This window comes from Paenibacillus xylanexedens, assembly GCF_007680605.1.
Taxonomy (GTDB): domain Bacteria; phylum Bacillota; class Bacilli; order Paenibacillales; family Paenibacillaceae; genus Paenibacillus; species Paenibacillus xylanexedens_B.
In genome coordinates this window covers 1,058,712-1,076,879 of sequence record NZ_VEIO01000001.1, presented here as the reverse complement: position 1 = coordinate 1,076,879, position 18,168 = coordinate 1,058,712, and the positions used below count along the sequence as shown (strand labels likewise).

The window sequence follows — 18,168 nt, the reverse complement described above, 5'->3', positions numbered from 1 at the left end:
GTACCTCAAAATAACTAAATCCTAGTTAATTGTTGATTGTGTCTTTTTAATTCCATCCCGTCCATTGTACTCCTGCCTGTATGTTCTTGGCGACATCTGAACCGCGCGCTTGAACATCTTCCCAAAGTGCGAAAAATTCCCGAATCCCGCCAGCAGGGCAATATCGGTAACCGACTCTTCACTCTCACGTAATAGGCGCTGAGCCTCTTTCAGCCGCAGTAAATTCAGATAATCGCTAAACGTAAAACCCGTCGTTTGTTTGAACAGCCGGCTTAGATAATGCGGACTAATCCTAAACTTGTCTGCGACCTCCGGCAGCGTAACCGGATTCTGGTAATTCTCATTTAAATAACGGACAACGACCTGAATCTTGGGGTGAAGGACAGGGTCCTGATCATCCGGCTGTATACGTGTTAGATGACGGTGACGGTACGTGTGTAGCAACAGCTCCAGCGTACGGTGACGCAGCAACATTCCGCTTCCCTCGTCGGGATTACGCATTTCTCGGACCATTTCTGCCACGATCTCCTCCGTCACCTTGGCGACCTGAGCGGGGAATCTCACAATCGGTATGTCCCAGCGAAAGGGCCCCGTTAACCCTTCTGTGAGTTCACTCGTGACCGCCATGGCGGCAAACAGTTCCGGTTGCAGATACAGCACAATTCGTTCGTGGTCCGGCATTCCACTTTCCAGTGTTTTGTGCACCGTACTGCGGTCTACAAATACCAAGTCCCCTGCTTTGACCAGATACGAACGATCTTTGATAAAATAAATGCGCTCGCCAGAAAGCAAATAATACAACTCATAATGGTCATGAAAATGATCATTGGGCATAGAGTAGTATCCGATCCGGCGATCGTATTGCATATGTAATAAATCCGTTGCATCATGATAATCTGCACGAATGGCTTCGGTCATATCACTCTCTCCTTTTTCACAATTATAGCAAAATATGCGGCATTTGAAAGCGGTTACGCATAAAATGCGGTGAAAGAAGTGCTCCTTTGTTATAGTCTAAACCTACATTCAAGGAGGCGATATACGTGGGGAACAAAAAACGTTATGTATTAGTCGGAACCGGTGGTCGTGCTGAATTTTTCTATGGTGCTTTGACCCGGGATTTTAGCGCAACTTCCGAACTTGTCGGCTTTTGTGATATCAATCAAGTACGTATGAACTATGCGAATAAGCTGCTGCGAGAAAAATATAACTATGCTGAGGTGCCTACATACCTGGCAGATCAGTTTGACCAGATGATTGAGAACGAGAAGCCCGACTACGTTATCGTGACCAGCGTGGATCGGACTCACCATAAATACATCATTCGAGCAATGGAACTCGGCTGTGACGTGGTTACGGAGAAACCGATGACGATAAATGAAGAGAAATGTCAGGACATTCTGGATGCTGTGAAACGTACCGGACAGAATGTACGCGTGACGTTCAACTATCGTTATGCACCGCATCACACGAAAATACGGGAGCTTATTCTGAACGATACCATCGGCAAAGTGACTTCTGTGCATTTCGAATGGCTACTGAATACCCGTCACGGTGCGGACTATTTCCGTCGCTGGCACCGGGACAAGCGCAATAGTGGCGGTCTGCTGGTTCACAAATCGACGCATCACTTCGATCTCGTAAACTTCTGGATCGGCTCACAGCCAGATACTGTGTTTGCGTTTGGAGATTTGATGTTCTATGGCAGAGAAAATGCCGAGGATCGCGGGGTTACCCAATTCTATAACCGCGCTACAGGTAATCCGCTCGCACAGGATGATCCATTTGCACTGCATCTGGATTCTGATGACCATCTGAAATCAATGTATCTGGATGCCGAGACTGAAGACGGATACCAGCGCGATCAAAGCGTATTTGGTGAAGGAATCAACATTGAAGATACGATGGGGGTTCTTGTCCAATATCAGAACAAGGCAATCTTGACGTATTCCCTTGTTGCTTATCAACCGTGGGAAGGTTACCGCATTGCGATCAACGGCACCAAAGGCCGTATCGAAATGAGCATTATCGAACAATCCTACGTCAATTCCCTGGGTGACAAAAGCAAAGAAGGCGCTTTGATTGGCAAAACGCTACGTGTACTTCCGATGTTCGGCTCACCTTATGACGTTGAAGTCGAGGAAAAGGAAGGCGGCCATGGTGGAGGCGACCCTGTACTGCTCAACGATCTGTTCGGCGCACCGTCAGAAGATCCGTTCCATCGTGCAGCCAATCATGTGGATGGCGCTCGCTCGATTTTGACAGGCATTGCAGCCAATCGTGCGATTGCAACAGGCCTTCCAGTTAAAGTGGATACTCTGGTGCAATTCTAATAAAGTGCACGTAAATAGGCATCAGATAGAGACCTTGTACCTCTAATCTGATGCCTTTTCTGATTTTCATTTCATTGCACATTCTATTTCACATCCCATAGTATGTCTCATGTACCTTTCACCTCGGCATAACATGGGCTGTCAAGTATTCACCTTCCTCCTTGCTTCGTTCATATACTAGCTATAAATGACGAACGGAGGAAGAATTATGAGCTGGCAGCATCTTCGCACAGGCAAAACACTTCAGCAACGGTTGGCCCAATTCCAGGGACATCTTGCTGAGCTTAACGCCCCGCGTTCCGGTCTGGAGCCTGGACGCATCCGTCGGGTATTCCCTCGTAATTTTGTCAAAATCAATCATCAATTATTTATTCCGCTTAGCCTGAATTCTATTCGTGTCTTCAATGTTCCACGCACACAGCGCGGGATTCGGGTTGGCATTCGTACAACATTCCCTTCCCGCAATGCATTCCGAAATATTAGACTGGTGGGCATTGGACTCAATTACGTTGAGTTACAAGGCAAAGGCAGAGTTCCTTCACGTATTCTGTTTCCGCTTTCCAGCGTGGAGTCCATCTATCGCCCCCGCAAGCGAACCTTGAAGCGGAAACGTGGTTGTATCCGTCGTAAATAGATCAGAACGATGAAAGAGCTACCCAAGTTAGATAAGGTTAGACAACTAATCAACAAGCGCATGAGAAAAAACGGTGAGAATCGGTTGTCTCCGCTTCTCACCGCGAGGTTAAGTGCCTGCCTTGCTACAAATGGCCCGTGCTCCTATTCAAATCGTAAAACACGTTCGCTCCATCCAATCAAATGCCTGTCCAGACATCTTTGGCATAACGTCCTTGCTCCTGAAGCTGTTCAAGCCAGGCTTCTGCCTCTTCTACCGTCTTGCCTTGAGTATCCGCATAAGCTTGTTTTAGCGTTGTTTCCACATCTGGAGCCATCTTACTGCCATCTCCGCAGATGTATAGATGAGCCCCGTTTTCCAGCAAAGGAATCAACAGATGTGCATCCTCCTTCATCCGATGTTGAACGTAACACTTCTCCTTCCCTTGGAGACGGGAGAATGCTGTATGAAGTTGTACAAGCCCCTCCTGCTCTGCCATTTCCAGCTCGTTTTTGTACAAATAATCATGCTCCGGATTGCGGCAACCAAAGTACAGATGCGCTTCACCAACTTGCGCGCCTTGCTCCTTCATCACATGTCTCGCCTGCAAGAAACCACGGAATGGGGCTACCCCTGTTCCCGGTCCAACCATAATGATCGGCACCTCTGGACTTTCAGGCAACTGGAAGCCGGATTCCGGTGTACGTACAAACATGACAAGCTCATCGCCAGGCTTCAGATCTGCCAGATAATTGGAAGCAATACCTTTATATATCCCTTTTCCACTCCACGCAGATGCCTTCACCACACTTACCGTAATGCTCGCTCGCGTTGCTTGTACCCGTTGTGAGCTGGATATGGAATAGTATCTAGCCTTCAACGAAGGCAATAATGCAAGAAAACGTTCAAATGGCAATTCACATGCTTCATATTTCTCCAGATAGTCCAGCATCGATATCCTTTTGCCACGAACTTCCTTCATATATAACGTCTCATCCAAGAGCGCTTCAAGTTCCTTCTTGTGTGGAGGGCAGACCGTATATACAGCAAGCTCCCTTAATTGCGCACGTGTTGCGGCCTCTTGCAATTCCACACTGTGGCTGAGCAGATCGTACAAGTTCACCGGCCGTTGCAGTGGCAGATGCGCCGCGCTTCTACCCGATGCATCGAGTAACAGATGCTCTGTTCCGGTGAATCCGTAACGGCGGAGCACACGCCCCACTAGCTCTGGTGGGTTTTGCGGCAAAACGCCAAGATGATCCCCCTCTTTATATGTGATGCCCTCCGGCAGCTTAATCTCCAGATGTCTTGTGCTTCGCTCGCTCCCTTCATCATGAAGCTCCCGATTCTCCAGCACGGTCGCAACATGAGCGTCATACGTTTCAACCAGCGGAGTAACCGCCCTGCCACTAACAAATTGTACCGACAGGGAGCTGTGTTCACTTTTCGATCCCGTATTCAGATTCAGTTCCAGCGTCCGTGCCAGGTCAGGCCATAACTGTTCCGTCCAATCCTCCACCTGCTTCTCAAAATCCCCGCTGGCATCTGACTCTCCCAGAGATGATAAACGCTTGGCTCCCCGTGAGGACAGCTGTTCATCAATCAAACGGGGAATTCGCTGATACGTGCTGGCCCAGTTGTGGTCTCCACATCCAAGAACGGTATATTTCACACCCTCGAATTCCCTCTGATCGGCATGCTGAATCCACTCTACGAACGTTCTGGCGTTGCTTGGCGGCTGGCCATTATACGATGCGCTGACAATGATGACGCCTCCTTCTTTTGGGAGCCTGCCGACGCGATCATCCAGTGCAGCGACTTCACTACGGAAGCCTTGGTATCTAGCGGTATCCGCAATTTCCCGAGCGATCCCTTCTGCCGTCCCCAGATTCGAGCCGTAGAGTACAAGCAATGGAGTATCGTGCGCTTCTACAACATCTTGTTCATGCTTTTGTACAATGTTAGCAGGCTCTTGCATAGCAACACCCGGTACAGCCATTACGGGTTGACCTCCGCGCGGCCGTACACGGATGATGAATTGATCGGGTTTAAGAGTCAATGTCTCTTTGACTTTTAACTGATAATCCATATGATCGATGAAGTCAAAATGTTTCAGGACCATACCCAGCACAAGCGTCGCTTCCTGAAGCGCAAACTGCTGACCAATACATGCGCGCTGACCGTTACCAAACGGTTTATACGCGTTATGTGGCACTTTGCTTGGGTCTTCGAAACGTTCAGGGCGAAATTGCTCTACATCTTCTCCCCATGCCTCACGGTCACGATGCAACTTGGGAATGAGCACGCTGACACTGTCCCCTTTTTGAAGCGGGTATTGTCCGCCGAGCATTGTATCTTCTTTTGCATACAAGGAGAAGGCTGGCGCGGTTGGCCACAAGCGTAGTGCTTCATTCAGCACCATACGTATATATTTCAATTGACGAACCTGATTGTACGTTGGCACCGCATCTTTCAGAATTTCATCGGCTTCCGCCTGGGCTTTCGCGAGCTTATCCGGGTTTTTCATCAGGTAGTACACGGCAAACGATAACAAACCACTTGTCGTTTCATGCCCTGCAATCAGAAATGTAATAATCTGATACCGGATATTTTCATCATCCAGCGTTTCGCCTGTCTCCGGGTCCTTGCCGCTCAGCATGTGAGAGAGCAGATCATCTGCACCTTCCTGAGGCTGCGCCTTGCGCTCTGCAATGATGTGGTCCACCAGCGAGAACATGGAACGGATATCCTGTTCGAATTGTTTCTTTTTGCTGATCATCAATTTATCCTGCAAACGCAGACGTTGCAACGAACTCATGGATTCATCCAATGCACGTACCATGCTTGTAATGAATGGATGTGGCTCTTCGCGGTAGAAGCTGTTGAAACGATAGTTGAACCCGCATAAACCAATGGTGTCTAACGTCAAACGAGTCATATCATCCGGTACATTCACCGTTTCATCGGGATTCAGTCTTGACCACTTCTGCACAAGCTGCACTGCAAGATCCACCATTTTGTTATGATATCCTTGCATCGCACGCTGACTAAAACTTGGAAGCAACACATTATGTGCCTTTTTCCAGTTAGGCTCGTCCGTCCAGCTGGTAAAGAGGCCATCCCCGGCAAAAGCACGTACCTTCGCAAGCGGGGCCCATACTCTTTTATCGAATTTGGACTCATCCGTCACTTCGGCTACGTACTTCTCGCTTGAAATATAAAGCTCACTTCTTCCAGGGTAATCCATGCGAAAAATAGGTCCGTACTCGCCTGCCAGCTTAACCAAAGACTGAGTCGGCTCATCAAAATTCAATTGTGGCAGATTGCCTAGCGGGCCGTACGTTTTGGGCTGAGGTACTGAAATGGATGACATAGCTCTCACTCCTTCTTTTTTTCCAAATGTAAATGATGAGTAATGTAACATAGCGTGTTGAATCGGATTTCCGTTGAATCCACCTTTTAATCACGTGTGTAATGTGTGCAATATGTCATACCCAAAACCAACTGACCACAATCGTAATCTGGTCAATTTTAAATAAAAAAAATGGGCAATACTCTATGTCTATCTTTACCATATCATTTCCAGTTCCAATCTTCAACTGCCCTAAAGTCTCAGTTTCTCTCCCCGGCATTGTTGCTGATCAGAAAAAAAACTGCCCTCAGCAGAAATTCTGCCTTCAGGACAGTTCCATGTGGACCGTTGCTCCCGCATTTAAAACACGCAAGCAACCAGCAAGCTAACCTACAATTAAACCATATACAATTCCTGGGCCATGAACTCCGATGGTTAAATCATTTTCGATATCGGACGATCGGCTGGGACCTGAAATAAAATGAATGCCTGCCGGCAACTGCGCTCGTCCTGCTTCGTCAAAACGATTCAATGTCTCTCCAAGCCTTGTATGCAGCCGTTCAATCGGAATAATCAGAATCAGCACGGTTGGAAGGAGGCTGACCGATCGCCCCTTTTCCGGAGAAGAAAGCACAGTGACTGAGCCTGTGTATGCTGTGGCATAATCCGCCATGACTACACCGATATCCGCTTCGGCAGCCCGGGCTTTCCAGTCTACATCCGGAGCACTGTTCCACACCGAAACTTGTACATCCTCAAGACGTTCTTCCAGCCCTAGATCCGTAAGATCTTGTTCATTCTGGCGAATTAGATATTTAGCGCTTAATTCATGAGCTTTATTGCCTATAAACTCTGCTGCTTCTTCCATATTTGACAATCGGGCAATATGAGCACCCACGCTGACAAAGTTATCTGTAAACGCCTGTATTCGCTGTTCCTCGTCCCATTCCAATTCATTCCAGAAGTCCGGGGAACCTCGAAAAGCATGGATCGGTGCATGGCGCTGTCTAGGTCTTTTCAACTTGGCTGCGATATCGTCCATGAACTTCTCCTGTCTACGTCTTGACTTTTCCTCCATGGATGCAAGCCATTGCTGATGTTCACTTTCCATGCTTCGAACCCCCCTGCCCGCGATCACGAACAATCTGTTGCATACGCTCTCGTACAGATGTATCCATGGCGGCATATTGCTGCTGATCCAACTCTCGATCCAGAATGTCCCACTGTTGCCGGAAGGATTTTTTCGCTAGACTGGGGGCTATTCTATACGTATTCCAGCCTTTAAGCGGGCCAAGCTTCAGTGAAATACCTTCATTCCGCACAACCGTCTTTTGTCCGATCTGTCCAAGCCGAATAGCAAGAGCAAAGCGTTTGGAGTTTGCCGCAACCGCCGCAAAGCCCTTCATGCCCATCGTTTCCAGCTTGTTTCCATGTCCTTCCTCCACCTTGCGTCTGCGTAAATATACAAGCATGTCATGCAGTGGAATCTTGACGGGACAAGCTTCATAACAAGCACCGCACAGACTCGATGCGCTCGCAATATCGTTCCACTCCTCAATGTTACCGTTTAATGCAGGAGTCAGTACAGCCCCAATCGGACCACTGTAGGTTCCACCGTAAGCATGACCGCCAATGTGCCGATATACCGGACAAGCGTTAAGGCATGCTCCGCAACGAATACAGTTAAGCAGTTCCTGAAACTCGGGATCTCCGAGTTGTAAAGATCGTCCATTATCTACGATAATGATATGCATCTCATCCGGTCCATCAGCATCCGCCGAGCGACGAGGACCTGTAATCCCGGACATGTACATTGTGAGCTTTTGTCCGGTGGCAGAGCGCGGCAGCAAGGTTGCCATGACTTCAAGGTCTGCCCACGACGGAATGATGCGCTCCATGCCCATCAGGGTAATCTGTGTTTTTGGCACGGTAGATACCATACGGGCGTTGCCTTCATTTTCAAATAAAACCATCGAACCCGTCTCCGCAATCGCAAAATTGCAACCAGTCAACCCGATATCGGCCTCCAAAAATTTCTCGCGCAGCTTTTTGCGGACGAATCCGGCAAGTACCGTCGTATCGGGCTCCAGTATCTCTCCAGCTTCCTTGGATAATAACTCGGCAATCTGATATCTGTTTTTGTGTATGGCAGGTATAACGATGTGGGACGGCGCTTCACCCGCAAGCTGTATAATGTATTCGCCAAGATCAGTTTCAATCGCTTCTATGCCTGCCTTCTCCAGCACATGGTTCAGATGCACTTCCTCGGACACCATGGATTTGGATTTCACCACACTTGAAGCTTGCTTGTGCATGGCAATATCAAGGGCAATGGAAGCCGCTTCTGCTGAAGTATCTGCAAAATGAATATGCACTCCGTTCGCACGAGCGTTGTTCACAAACTCATTCAAGTAATAATCGAGATGTGCGATTGTATGCAACCGAATCTGGCGTCCACGCTCCCGCCATTCTTCCCAGTTGCCATGCTCTTCCGACGCAGCTTTCTTGCCATTGCGCAAACGTTCGGTTGTGAACTTGACCGCTTTACGGAGAAAATCATCATTCAGTGCCAGACCCGCACGGGATTTGACCGTTTCATCCATAACACCAGGTTGGCTCATCGTGTCTGCACCCCCTCATATAAAAGTTCAGCCAGATGCATCACTCGCACAGGTTCATTTCGGTGCCGCAGATTGCCCGCAATATTCATCAGACAAGCTATGTCTAGCCCAACGAGAACTTCGGCTTGTGTTTCTTTCACATGATCCACCTTCTCGGTCACCATCGCCCCGGAAATATCCGACATTTTAATCGCAAACGTACCTCCGAATCCGCAACAATCCTCTGCATGAGGTAATGGAACCAGTTCAAGCCCTTTCACGTTGGACAGCAAGGCCAGCGGTTCGTCCTTCACCCCAAGCAGACGACTGCCATGGCAGGACGGGTGGTAGGTTACTTTATGCGGAAAATGTGCACCGAGATCGGTTACACCTAACACCTGAACAAGAAATTGTGTAAACTCGTAAGCCTTGGCCTCAAGGCGCTTCGCTTTATCCAGCCATTCCGGCTCATCTGCAAACAACTCCGGATAATGATGAATCATATATGTGCATGAACCTGACGGACAGACAACAAAATCACTGTCATCAAACGCTTCTAATATCGTCTTGGCAGCTACCCGGGTCTCATCCCAATATCCACTGTTATACGAGGGCTGACCACAACAGGTCTGCACCTGCGGAAATTCCAGCCGAATGCCATGAGCCGCCAGCAATCGAACCATCGCCTCTCCCACTCGGGGGTATATGGCATCGCTGAGACAGGTTATAAACAAGGAGACTTTCATCATTACACACTCCAATAAACAAATTATTTCATGTCAAACGCCTGGTTATCGTTATACCGTGCGAATCAGCAATTGGTAGTTACTGCACAAGGAAATCTGTCCTTCGGTCAAAGATTGATCCGTAATAACCGTGTGCACCGCATTCAGTCCGGTCACACGAGCGAAAGCCCTCAGGCCAAACTTGCTCGCATCAGCCAGCAGGATCACCTGATCCGCAATGCCTACCATCTTCTGTTTTAATCTGGCTTGAAGCTCATTGGATTCACTGATACTGCCGCTTTCAAGATGCACGCCCTTGCAGGATAAAAAAAGTTTGTCCACATGATACGTTTCGAGAGAACGCTCCGCGAGTGGTCCAACAAAGGATAAGGAGCGGGCAGCCAGCTGCCCTCCAGTAGAAATCACCTCGATGTTGTCCCGACTGCTGAGTTCGGTGGCGATTTGAATCGAGTTGGTCAGCACCGTTAATGGCATATCCGGCATGTTCGCCGCCATATAACCTGCTGTTGTACTGGCATCCAGCAAAATGCGATCTCCGGCTACGATTAGCGTCAATGCCGCGTCAGCAATTCGTTTCTTCTCCATTGCATGGGTCGTTTCCCGTATCCGGTAAGGGATTTCCGGCTGATCCTCCTTGACACTGACCGCTCCACCGTGTGATCGGCGTAGCCGCCCAGCCTGTTCTAACCGATCCAGATCACGGCGGATCGTCTCTTCGGTTACTCGGCAACGTTCACTTAGCTCGGATACACGCATGCTGCCCTTGATATTGATCAGCTCTACAATCCGGTCATATCGTTCTGCCGCGAGCATGTCTACACCTCACTCCCGGTTTCTGTACCCGGCGATATGGCCGTTATCCGCAAAAATCGTTCATACGCTTCTGCCCATGCCGCCCTGTCTTGCGGTTCATATTCCCTTACCGGGAATGAATCACGAATAGCACGGCGCGCTTCCCAAATATTCTTAAACGTTCCGCTCGCGATCCATTGCACAGCCATATTGCCGATTGCACTTCCCTCCGCTGGCCCTGCCCATACAGGCTTGCCGATGGAGTTCGCTGTCCACTGGCATAATAACTCGTTCTGAATGCCGCCGCCTACCATATGCAGGCCGCCGAATGTTTTCTCTGACAGTTGCTCTGTCCATTCCAGAACCCTCCTATACTTCAAAGCAAGACTCTCTAAAATGGCCCTGGCTATACTGCCCTGATCCTCTGGCACACGCTGCCCTGTCTTCTGGCAATATCGACGAATGCGTTCCGTCATATTGCCTGCAGGCAGAAACAACGCATCATCCGGATCGAAGAGACTTGCAAACGCGGGAGCTATCTCAGCCTTCGCAAGCAATGAGGCATAGCTAACCCCTTGTCCTTCACTTTCCCATTGCCGCATACATTCCTGCAAGATCCAGAGCCCCATAATGTTTTTGAGCAGACGATATGTGCCCCCTGCCCCGCCTTCATTCGTAAAGTTCATTTCCATGCTCTCCGCACTGATGACAGGCTGATCCAGCTCGGTACCCATCAGTGACCACGTTCCGCAGCTTAGATAAGCAAAGCTTCGTTCCGTAGCTGGAACCGCTACCACCGCCGAACCGGTATCATGCTCTGCTACGGTCAGAACGGGAATGGGCGCAAGACCGATATCATTACATATACTGCTGCGTAATTTTCCAACAGTACTCCCCGGTAAGACCACATCCCCGAACCATTGGTCAGAAACACCAATATGAGCGAGTAGTTCACCATCCCATTGTGCACGTACAGGATTGTATAACTGTGTTGTTGTAGCATTGGTGAACTCATTTACCGCTTCTCCAGTAAGAAAGTACCTTAGTAAATCAGGGATCATTAGAAAACGTTCCGCTTCCCGTAGCAATGGAGAAGCACTCCGCTGAAGTGTTGCGAGTTGGTATAGTGTATTAAATGGAAGAAATTGTATTCCTGTACGCTCGAAAACCCGTTTAGCCGTAAACTCCTGACAAACCGTATCCATCATACCGTTGAACTGTGTGTCACGATAATGATAGGGATTACCCAGCAGTTCGCCGTTACTACCCAGCAAACCAAAATCTACGCCCCAAGAATCAATGCCCAGACTCTCCGGCACTTCACCTTGTTGTTTGATAAACGTCAAGCCTTGCAGTACTTCATGATGTAGCCGCAAAATATCCCAGTGCATCCGATCACCAATCTTAACGGGTTCGTTTTTGAACCGGTGAATTTCACGGGTTTCGATCCCTCGATCATTCAGATGACCGAGTATCGCTCTGCCGCTTCCTGCACCCAAATCATAAGCCAGCACACTCACTGCTCTCCCACCTTTCAGTTATTAATGTCTTCATCTTCGCTCGTATCTTTATTTAACAACCAAATAACTGTTTGTTTTTCTTTGTTTAATACTGTTTAGTTTTATTTTACGAGTATACCATCATTGTAAACGTTTGAATACCCATGAATTCGCTTTCCTCATTACAACACAAAAAACGACTCATTCCCTTGCGGGAGGAGTCGTTGCTTTCCTTTTACATATAAAACTATCCACTCTCCGCCCCGGATACGGATTACCCGAATTGAGGCTGGATATCTCGTTCAAAATGTTTAAAGCGTGTCCCCTGATAGGTTAACATGCCCCGATCCTGCTCCACCAGCATGCCGTACATTTGACCACCCACATTGAATTCCAGACGCTCCCCATTGTCGAACTCAAAGGTTGTGTAATAACTCGTAGTTGCACTACTATCCCCACTTCCACCACTAACCTCCGTTCGTTTTGCAACGACTCTGGAATGTAAGGTAAGTACAGCTGCAGCATTGTTGGAGGACCAGGTTCGTACACCTGAGAAGATGGCATATACGATAGCGCCTGCCACAACCAGAAACACGATACCGATCAAAATAGGGACGATCGTGCCCATTGCCCCAAGCTCGCTGAACCCGGAAAAAAAACCACTCTGATTGCCTTCGAATCCTGGCACGCCGCTCATATCATCTAATCCCCCGAAGCCATCTACACTCAACTGGCCTACTGACGAGAATATGCCCGTAACTGCCATAACACATCGTTCCTTTCCCCACGCAAAATAACAGTTCACCACTTCCCGTGCAGGTAATGGTGCATTGGCAGACCACCCTCTCTGCCTTGTCCCTATACTATATGAGCCGAATCAGGAATACAGACGTTCAAGTTCGTCCACAAGGCTGCCGACATAAGAAACTGCTGTGCGGATTGGTTCAGGACCGGACATATCTACACCTGCAAGCTTCATCAATTCCTGCGGTGCGAGACTGCCCCCGGATTTTAGCGCTTCAAGCCAGCGATCCACTGCGGGTTGCCCTTCTTCTCTAATCTTCTGTGCAGCTGCGGTTGACGCTGTTAAACCTGCTGCATACGTGTACGGATACAGGCCCATATAATAATGCGGCTGTCTCATCCACGTCAGCTTGGCACCTTCGTCCACTACCAGCTCTGGTCCCCAGAATTCCGAGAGGATTGCACCTTTCAGTTCGCTTAACGTCTTAGCAGTAATTGGCTTATCATTCGACGCGAGTGCATACACCCTACGCTGTAGCTCGCCTTCCAGCAGATGAGTAACAAAGTTATGATAGTACGTATTCAGCAATTGCAAAATTACCCAACGCCGCATTCTCGGATTTTCAGAACGATTCAACAGATGATCTGCCAGAAGCATTTCGTTCATTGTCGAAGGTGCTTCTATAAAATAAAGTGACGGCCGCGTATTCGTAAGCCGCTGATATTTGCCAGCTAGCATAAAATGGCCCGCATGGCCCACTTCATGCGCCAGGGTAAACGCTCCGCGCATGTTATTCGCCCAAGAGATTAAGATGTAGGAGTGCGACCCGTAGATGGAGGAACAGAACGCTCCTGTGGATTTACCTGCATTGTCCGCGTAATCTACCCAGCGGTCATTAAAGGCTCGTTTAACAATCTCCCCATACTCCGGACCTAGTACATCCAGCGCCTCACGGATCAACGTGCAAGCTTCATCATAGGTAATCGCTGGACTGAATTCGGCATCCAGCGGAGCCTTGAGATCACAGAACATCAGCTTGTCGAGTCCGAGCTCGCGTTTTTTTAGCGCAGCCAATCTGCGCATATGCGGAGCTAGCTCTTTTTGAATAATATCGAGGACATTATTGTACATTTCCTTGTTTACTTGTTGCGGAGCTAATAACATGTCCGTCACATCTTCATATCCACGTAAACGGGATAACACCACTTGTTTTTTGACCTCAGTCGCATATCCTTCAGCAAACGTATTTTTGTATTGATTCAACGTTTCAGTAAAGGAGGCATAAGCGGAACGACGCAGTTTGGTATCGGGTGACATCTCGTAATTATTTTCGTAAAAAGACCACGATAATGGACGTAATTGCTCCTCACCATCCAACACTTCACCAAAAGTCATATCTGCCAGCTTGCCGCGTTGATAGATTCGATAGGGGGAATCCAGCACTTCACCAAGTGAAGCAAGCACTTTTTCTGTTTCAGGCGAGAGTCGGTGTGCTTTTTCTTCAATAAGTCTCTCGAGGCTGCGTTTATACGGTTCCAGACCCGGAAGTTCACTCAAATACTTCTCAATCGTGCCTTCTGGTAGCGAAACAATCTCCGAGTTGACAAATGACAGGCTGGACGACAAGTTAGACAGAATATCACCAGCTTTAGCCGCATTCTCGATATTCACCGGGTTCGTGCTGTCCTCGGATTGTTTTAAGCGCGCATACGCTGCCGTTTTACCGATTCGTTCCTGCAAAGCTTCACGAGCATCAAGGCAAGCGAGCAATTGCCCCGCACTTTGACCCAGTGTACCTTTGAATGTTTCAATATCAGAAGCAGCATCCGGTAGCGATAGAAGTTCCTGTTCCCACTGCGCATCGGTTGCAAATAAATCACGCAAATCCCAGGTTGTTTCTTCCATAACTTCGGAACGTGTATGTATCTTATCCATTTTGATTGTCATCTTGTTTGTCATCCTCCTCGCATTTCCAATATCTCTCATCGTACCATACTATACTAATAGATACATGACATCTCCTGATTATGAGACTTTTGGTTTAAATCTGCAGAAATCAATCCGGCTGGAAAAGTAAAAAAACGTCAAGCACCGGAAGTGTCCAGTTTACTTAACGTTTATTAATCGATCATTTATTTCTGATTCTTATAGATATTCATTGTTGTACTATAAGATATTCATTTCATCCGCTTTCCAGATGACATTCTCACCGTAGTTTTTGCCCCAGTTATACATCGCATGCAACACCGGCATCAGACTCTGCCCATGATCCGTCAGTGAATATTCGACTCGGGGCGGAACTTCGGCGTACACTTTGCGCTCCACCAGTTTGTCCTCTTCCAGCTCCCGCAGCTGGTTTGTCAGCATCTTTTGCGTGATATGGGGGATCAGGCGTTTCAACTCACTGAAACGTTTGGTGCCCTCCAGACCCAGATGCCACAATATAATCAGTTTCCACTTGCCACCAATCACCGCCAGCGTTAATTCCTTTTCACAGTTGATTTCCTTTAAATTAATGCGTTCTTTGACTTCGGACGCCATGGCTCCAAGCCCCCTTTATCTCGTACGATATCAAACTCTAATACTTCATTTTACTACAGCACGGACGGAATGCAAAGTTTGCTCTTCTTTTTCACAGAAAAGACCGCAATCCTTGCATTTGCACAGGACTCCGGTCTATTTCTTTATTAGCTATATTAAACGCGCGAGCACTTCAATGGGACTACTCCAGATTTGCGTGCCGGCTGAACATATCTGCACCTGTCATGCCCTTCAACTCCATCATGGTGAGGATCAGCGCATCCATGCTTAACAACAGGCTCTGTTCAAACAAGGAACCCATGGGCTGAATGGTTACATCCGCTCCGGCTCCCGCCGTATCCTCCTTGGCAGAGGCAGGCAAACGAACGACCGCTTGTGCCAGCTGTGCAATTGTAGACTCCGGCTTAATTGTGATCAATCCTACAGGTGCACCCGCTTGATTCGCTTTTCGTGCCATGGCCGCCAGACCGCCTGTCTCTCCAGAACCAGAACATAACAGCAGGAAATCTGCGGAGCTGATCCCCGGTGTCACGGTCTCGCCTACGACGTAAACGGTCAGTCCCATCTGCATCAATCGCATCGCAAATGCTTTTCCCATGAGGCCTGAACGACCCGCCCCGGCTACAAAAATGCGTTCCGCAGCTAACAACTGTTTTGCCATCGCCTGCATCTCGGCATCGTCAAGCTGGCTTAACGTGCGTTCCAGTTCCTTCAGGATATCTGCGGCGTATTGTTTGCTACTCATCAGCTTACCCTTGCTGAACAAGGCGCTGCATTTCGGATGCTACAGCTGCTTTATCAGCTTGCCCTGTAATACCGCCACCAACGATGACCAAGTCAGGCTGTGCTTTCACAACTTCTGGCAAAGTGTCTAATTTGATACCGCCAGCAACCGCAGTTTTTGCATTTTTGACTGCAGCTTTGATCGTTTGCAGATCTTCGAATGGGCTCTGTCCAACCGCTTGCAGGTCATAACCGGTGTGAACGCAGATATAGTCTACGCCCAGAGCGTCAACTTCACGTGCGCGTTGTTCCAGGTTAGGCACGTTGATCATATCCACGAGAACTTCTTTGTTTTGCTTTTTCGCTTCTTCTACAGCACCTTTGATCGTCATATCGTTACTTGCACCCAGAACGGTGATCAAGTCTGCACCCGCTTCAGCTGCTTTCATAATTTCATATCCGCCAGCGTCCATAATTTTCAGGTCCGCAAGGACTTGCAGGTTAGGATAAGCTTCCTTCATTGCTTTTACAGCATGCAATCCTTCATTAATAATAATCGGTGTGCCAATCTCAACGATATCAATATATTGCTCTACCTCTTTAACCAGTGCGATACCTTCAGGGATGTTAACCAAATCAAGTGCGAGTTGTAATTTCATGTTTTATGTCTCCTTTGTATTTGAGGTTGATTAATGATGCTGTATAAGTTGGAATAAAGACTTTACACTATCCACTCCGATGACGTGTAAAAATAGTTCAACTTATACAAGTCCAAATGTTTATCCTTACCGCCAATGATCCGTTGCTGAGGCCAGCATCTTGTAATGGTGGTTGCTAGTTCATTGTAGAGCCTGACTATCCATTCAGGAAGTACGCACTTTCAAGTGAGGTAGTTACTTGGGAGAAACTAATGGATATTAGTCGTTGTTATACGAATATATTTCTCAGTGCTGTTTACCAACAGCGTTTTGTTTGTACAACATCAATGATGTAGATTTCTTACAATGGATGTTATTCACTTTTTAAAGACATTTCATAAAAAAAGAAAAAGAAGAACCCTGTCTTCTCAGGCAGGATTCTTCTTGATTTTTCACAGCAACATAAGTGCTGTATGTCCATTTCTATTTATACATCGACCTATTACAGATATACAGGTTTCACACATACCGGCTTGGATACGCCTGTGCTGTGACCTGTGTATTTGAGGCGGCCGCTCTCCTGATCCACCGTAAAGGTAACCATGTTGTTTGTATCACGGTTAGCCGCAATCAACAGTTTGCCATTCGGTGTCAATGCGAAATGACGCGGGTGCTGTCCTTCTGCGGAGACATGCTCTACCAGGGTCAGATGACCTTTGTCTGCATCTACTGCAAATACGACGATACTGTCATGTCCACGGTTGGAACCATACACAAAACGGCCATCGTTCGAAACCGTGATCTCAGCAGTAGTATTCTCCGCACCGTCATAGCCGTCTGGAAGCGTTGAAATATTGGAGATTTCAGTCAGCGTACCCGCAGCTGCATCATACTTGTAAGATGTGACAGACGAATCCACTTCGTTGATCACATAGGCAAATTGACCATTCGGATGGAACGCCAAGTGGCGTGGTCCAGCACCCGGATGAGTTTTCGTTTCACTGTGAAGCACCAGTTCATTACTGTCTGCGTTAATGGAATAGATCGCAATTTTATCTGCGCCCAAATCCTGTACCATCATATATTTACCATCCGGGCTGAAGAAAGCGGAGTGTACATGCGGCTTGTCTTGACGCTCAGGATGTGCCCCGTGGCCTTCATGTTTCTTCTCGTCCAAAAGCACTCCAACTTCTCCGTTGTCTGTGAGGGCTTGAAGTCCCACCAATCCACCGTGATAGCTGGACAGGATCAAATATTTACCCGAAGGATCACGCTGAATGTGGCATGGCGGAGCAGAGATGGAGTCTTTGCGATTGAGCAAAGCCAATTTACCCGTCGCAGGATCTACGCTCAGTGCTACCGCTTCAGACATTTTATTGCCCTCGGCAGAAGCCGTTTCGCCAATCGCATATAGCTTGTTTGCTTGCGCATCCACGTTAACAAACGTCGGGTTTTTCACGCCCGCAATGCCGTCCAGCTTCGCCAGACTGCCTGTATCCTCATTTAATTCATATGCGTAAATGCCCTCATTTTCCGCTTCGGCATAAGAGCCGACTAGTACGAGCAAGCGTTTTGATTCACTCATT

At 48.1% G+C, this 18,168-nt stretch carries 15 protein-coding genes; 2 read left to right on the top strand and 13 right to left on the bottom strand.

Annotated elements, in window-relative coordinates; translation table 11 throughout:
* Positions 1-21: 21 nt before the first annotated feature.
* Positions 22-918, bottom strand: a complete 897-nt coding sequence (locus FS818_RS05010) for an AraC family transcriptional regulator (RefSeq protein WP_145330161.1) — start codon at positions 916-918, stop codon at positions 22-24.
* Positions 919-1,043: 125 nt separating this feature from the next.
* Here FS818_RS05010 and FS818_RS05005 point away from each other — a divergent pair, with 125 nt between their 5' ends.
* Both FS818_RS05005 and FS818_RS05000 read left to right on the top strand, forming a co-directional pair.
* Positions 1,044-2,333, top strand: coding sequence for a Gfo/Idh/MocA family oxidoreductase (locus tag FS818_RS05005; RefSeq protein WP_145330159.1), 1,290 nt, complete (start codon positions 1,044-1,046; stop codon positions 2,331-2,333).
* 208 nt (positions 2,334-2,541) lie between these two features.
* Complete coding sequence (locus tag FS818_RS05000; protein ID WP_145330157.1) at positions 2,542-2,967, top strand: hypothetical protein; 426 nt, start codon at positions 2,542-2,544, stop codon at positions 2,965-2,967.
* Between the two features lie 178 nt (positions 2,968-3,145).
* On the opposite strand, the gene FS818_RS04995 is transcribed toward FS818_RS05000, so the two are convergent.
* The 12 genes from FS818_RS04995 to FS818_RS04940 all read right to left on the bottom strand — a co-directional run bounded on the left by FS818_RS04995 (position 3,146) and on the right by FS818_RS04940 (position 18,167).
* The gene (locus FS818_RS04995; RefSeq protein WP_145330155.1) at positions 3,146-6,319 is read right to left on the bottom strand and encodes a bifunctional cytochrome P450/NADPH--P450 reductase; all 3,174 of its coding nucleotides are present in this window, start codon (positions 6,317-6,319) and stop codon (positions 3,146-3,148) included.
* Positions 6,320-6,683: 364 nt separating this feature from the next.
* Positions 6,684-7,409 carry a LutC/YkgG family protein gene (locus FS818_RS04990; protein WP_145330153.1) on the bottom strand — a complete coding sequence of 242 codons (726 nt, stop codon included), beginning with the start codon at positions 7,407-7,409 and terminating at the stop codon, positions 6,684-6,686.
* Positions 7,399-8,919: a LutB/LldF family L-lactate oxidation iron-sulfur protein gene (locus tag FS818_RS04985; protein ID WP_145330151.1), complete on the bottom strand. Its 1,521-nt coding sequence runs from the start codon at positions 8,917-8,919 to the stop codon at positions 7,399-7,401. Before FS818_RS04985 ends, FS818_RS04990 begins: the two co-directional genes overlap by 11 nt.
* Positions 8,916-9,644 carry a (Fe-S)-binding protein gene (locus tag FS818_RS04980; RefSeq protein ID WP_145330149.1) on the bottom strand — a complete coding sequence of 243 codons (729 nt, stop codon included), beginning with the start codon at positions 9,642-9,644 and terminating at the stop codon, positions 8,916-8,918. The genes FS818_RS04985 and FS818_RS04980 overlap by 4 nt, the downstream gene beginning before the upstream one ends.
* A 51-nt stretch (positions 9,645-9,695) precedes the next feature.
* Positions 9,696-10,457: a DeoR/GlpR family DNA-binding transcription regulator gene (locus FS818_RS04975; RefSeq protein ID WP_145330147.1), complete on the bottom strand. Its 762-nt coding sequence runs from the start codon at positions 10,455-10,457 to the stop codon at positions 9,696-9,698.
* A 2-nt stretch (positions 10,458-10,459) separates the two neighbouring features.
* Positions 10,460-11,956 (bottom strand): rhamnulokinase, encoded by a 1,497-nt coding sequence (locus tag FS818_RS04970; protein ID WP_145330145.1) that lies wholly within the window; start codon positions 11,954-11,956, stop codon positions 10,460-10,462.
* Positions 11,957-12,209: 253 nt separating this feature from the next.
* Positions 12,210-12,701, bottom strand: a complete 492-nt coding sequence (locus FS818_RS04965; RefSeq protein WP_260989783.1) for a DUF2500 domain-containing protein — start codon at positions 12,699-12,701, stop codon at positions 12,210-12,212.
* A gap of 111 nt (positions 12,702-12,812) precedes the next feature.
* Positions 12,813-14,615 carry an oligoendopeptidase F gene (pepF, locus tag FS818_RS04960; RefSeq protein WP_145332758.1) on the bottom strand — a complete coding sequence of 601 codons (1,803 nt, stop codon included), beginning with the start codon at positions 14,613-14,615 and terminating at the stop codon, positions 12,813-12,815.
* A gap of 231 nt (positions 14,616-14,846) precedes the next feature.
* Positions 14,847-15,221 carry a winged helix-turn-helix transcriptional regulator gene (locus FS818_RS04955; RefSeq protein ID WP_145330144.1) on the bottom strand — a complete coding sequence of 125 codons (375 nt, stop codon included), beginning with the start codon at positions 15,219-15,221 and terminating at the stop codon, positions 14,847-14,849.
* Between the two features lie 181 nt (positions 15,222-15,402).
* The gene (hxlB, locus tag FS818_RS04950; protein WP_145330142.1) at positions 15,403-15,966 is read right to left on the bottom strand and encodes a 6-phospho-3-hexuloisomerase; all 564 of its coding nucleotides are present in this window, start codon (positions 15,964-15,966) and stop codon (positions 15,403-15,405) included.
* 4 nt (positions 15,967-15,970) lie between these two features.
* A complete protein-coding gene (gene hxlA, locus FS818_RS04945; protein WP_145330140.1) occupies positions 15,971-16,603 on the bottom strand; it encodes a 3-hexulose-6-phosphate synthase in 633 nt (210 codons plus the stop codon).
* A gap of 481 nt (positions 16,604-17,084) precedes the next feature.
* Positions 17,085-18,167, bottom strand: a complete 1,083-nt coding sequence (locus tag FS818_RS04940; protein ID WP_145330138.1) for a lactonase family protein — start codon at positions 18,165-18,167, stop codon at positions 17,085-17,087.
* Position 18,168 lies beyond the last annotated feature (1 nt).

Excerpts from the sequence above, each read along its gene's own strand:
- FS818_RS05010 (WP_145330161.1), bottom strand. The coding sequence starts at position 918 with ATGACCGAAGCCATTCGTGCAGATTATCATGATGCAACGGATTTATTA.
- FS818_RS05000 (WP_145330157.1), top strand. The coding sequence starts at position 2,542 with ATGAGCTGGCAGCATCTTCGCACAGGCAAAACACTTCAGCAACGGTTG.
- FS818_RS04995 (WP_145330155.1), bottom strand. The coding sequence starts at position 6,319 with ATGTCATCCATTTCAGTACCTCAGCCCAAAACGTACGGCCCGCTAGGC.
- FS818_RS04990 (WP_145330153.1), bottom strand. The coding sequence starts at position 7,409 with ATGGAAAGTGAACATCAGCAATGGCTTGCATCCATGGAGGAAAAGTCA.
- FS818_RS04985 (WP_145330151.1), bottom strand. The coding sequence starts at position 8,919 with ATGAGCCAACCTGGTGTTATGGATGAAACGGTCAAATCCCGTGCGGGT.
- FS818_RS04980 (WP_145330149.1), bottom strand. The coding sequence starts at position 9,644 with ATGAAAGTCTCCTTGTTTATAACCTGTCTCAGCGATGCCATATACCCC.
- FS818_RS04975 (WP_145330147.1), bottom strand. The coding sequence starts at position 10,457 with ATGCTCGCGGCAGAACGATATGACCGGATTGTAGAGCTGATCAATATC.
- FS818_RS04965 (WP_260989783.1), bottom strand. The coding sequence starts at position 12,701 with ATGGCAGTTACGGGCATATTCTCGTCAGTAGGCCAGTTGAGTGTAGAT.
- pepF (WP_145332758.1), bottom strand. The coding sequence starts at position 14,615 with ATGGATAAGATACATACACGTTCCGAAGTTATGGAAGAAACAACCTGG.
- FS818_RS04955 (WP_145330144.1), bottom strand. The coding sequence starts at position 15,221 with ATGGCGTCCGAAGTCAAAGAACGCATTAATTTAAAGGAAATCAACTGT.
- hxlB (WP_145330142.1), bottom strand. The coding sequence starts at position 15,966 with ATGAGTAGCAAACAATACGCCGCAGATATCCTGAAGGAACTGGAACGC.
- hxlA (WP_145330140.1), bottom strand. The coding sequence starts at position 16,603 with ATGAAATTACAACTCGCACTTGATTTGGTTAACATCCCTGAAGGTATC.
- FS818_RS04940 (WP_145330138.1), bottom strand. The coding sequence starts at position 18,167 with ATGAGTGAATCAAAACGCTTGCTCGTACTAGTCGGCTCTTATGCCGAA.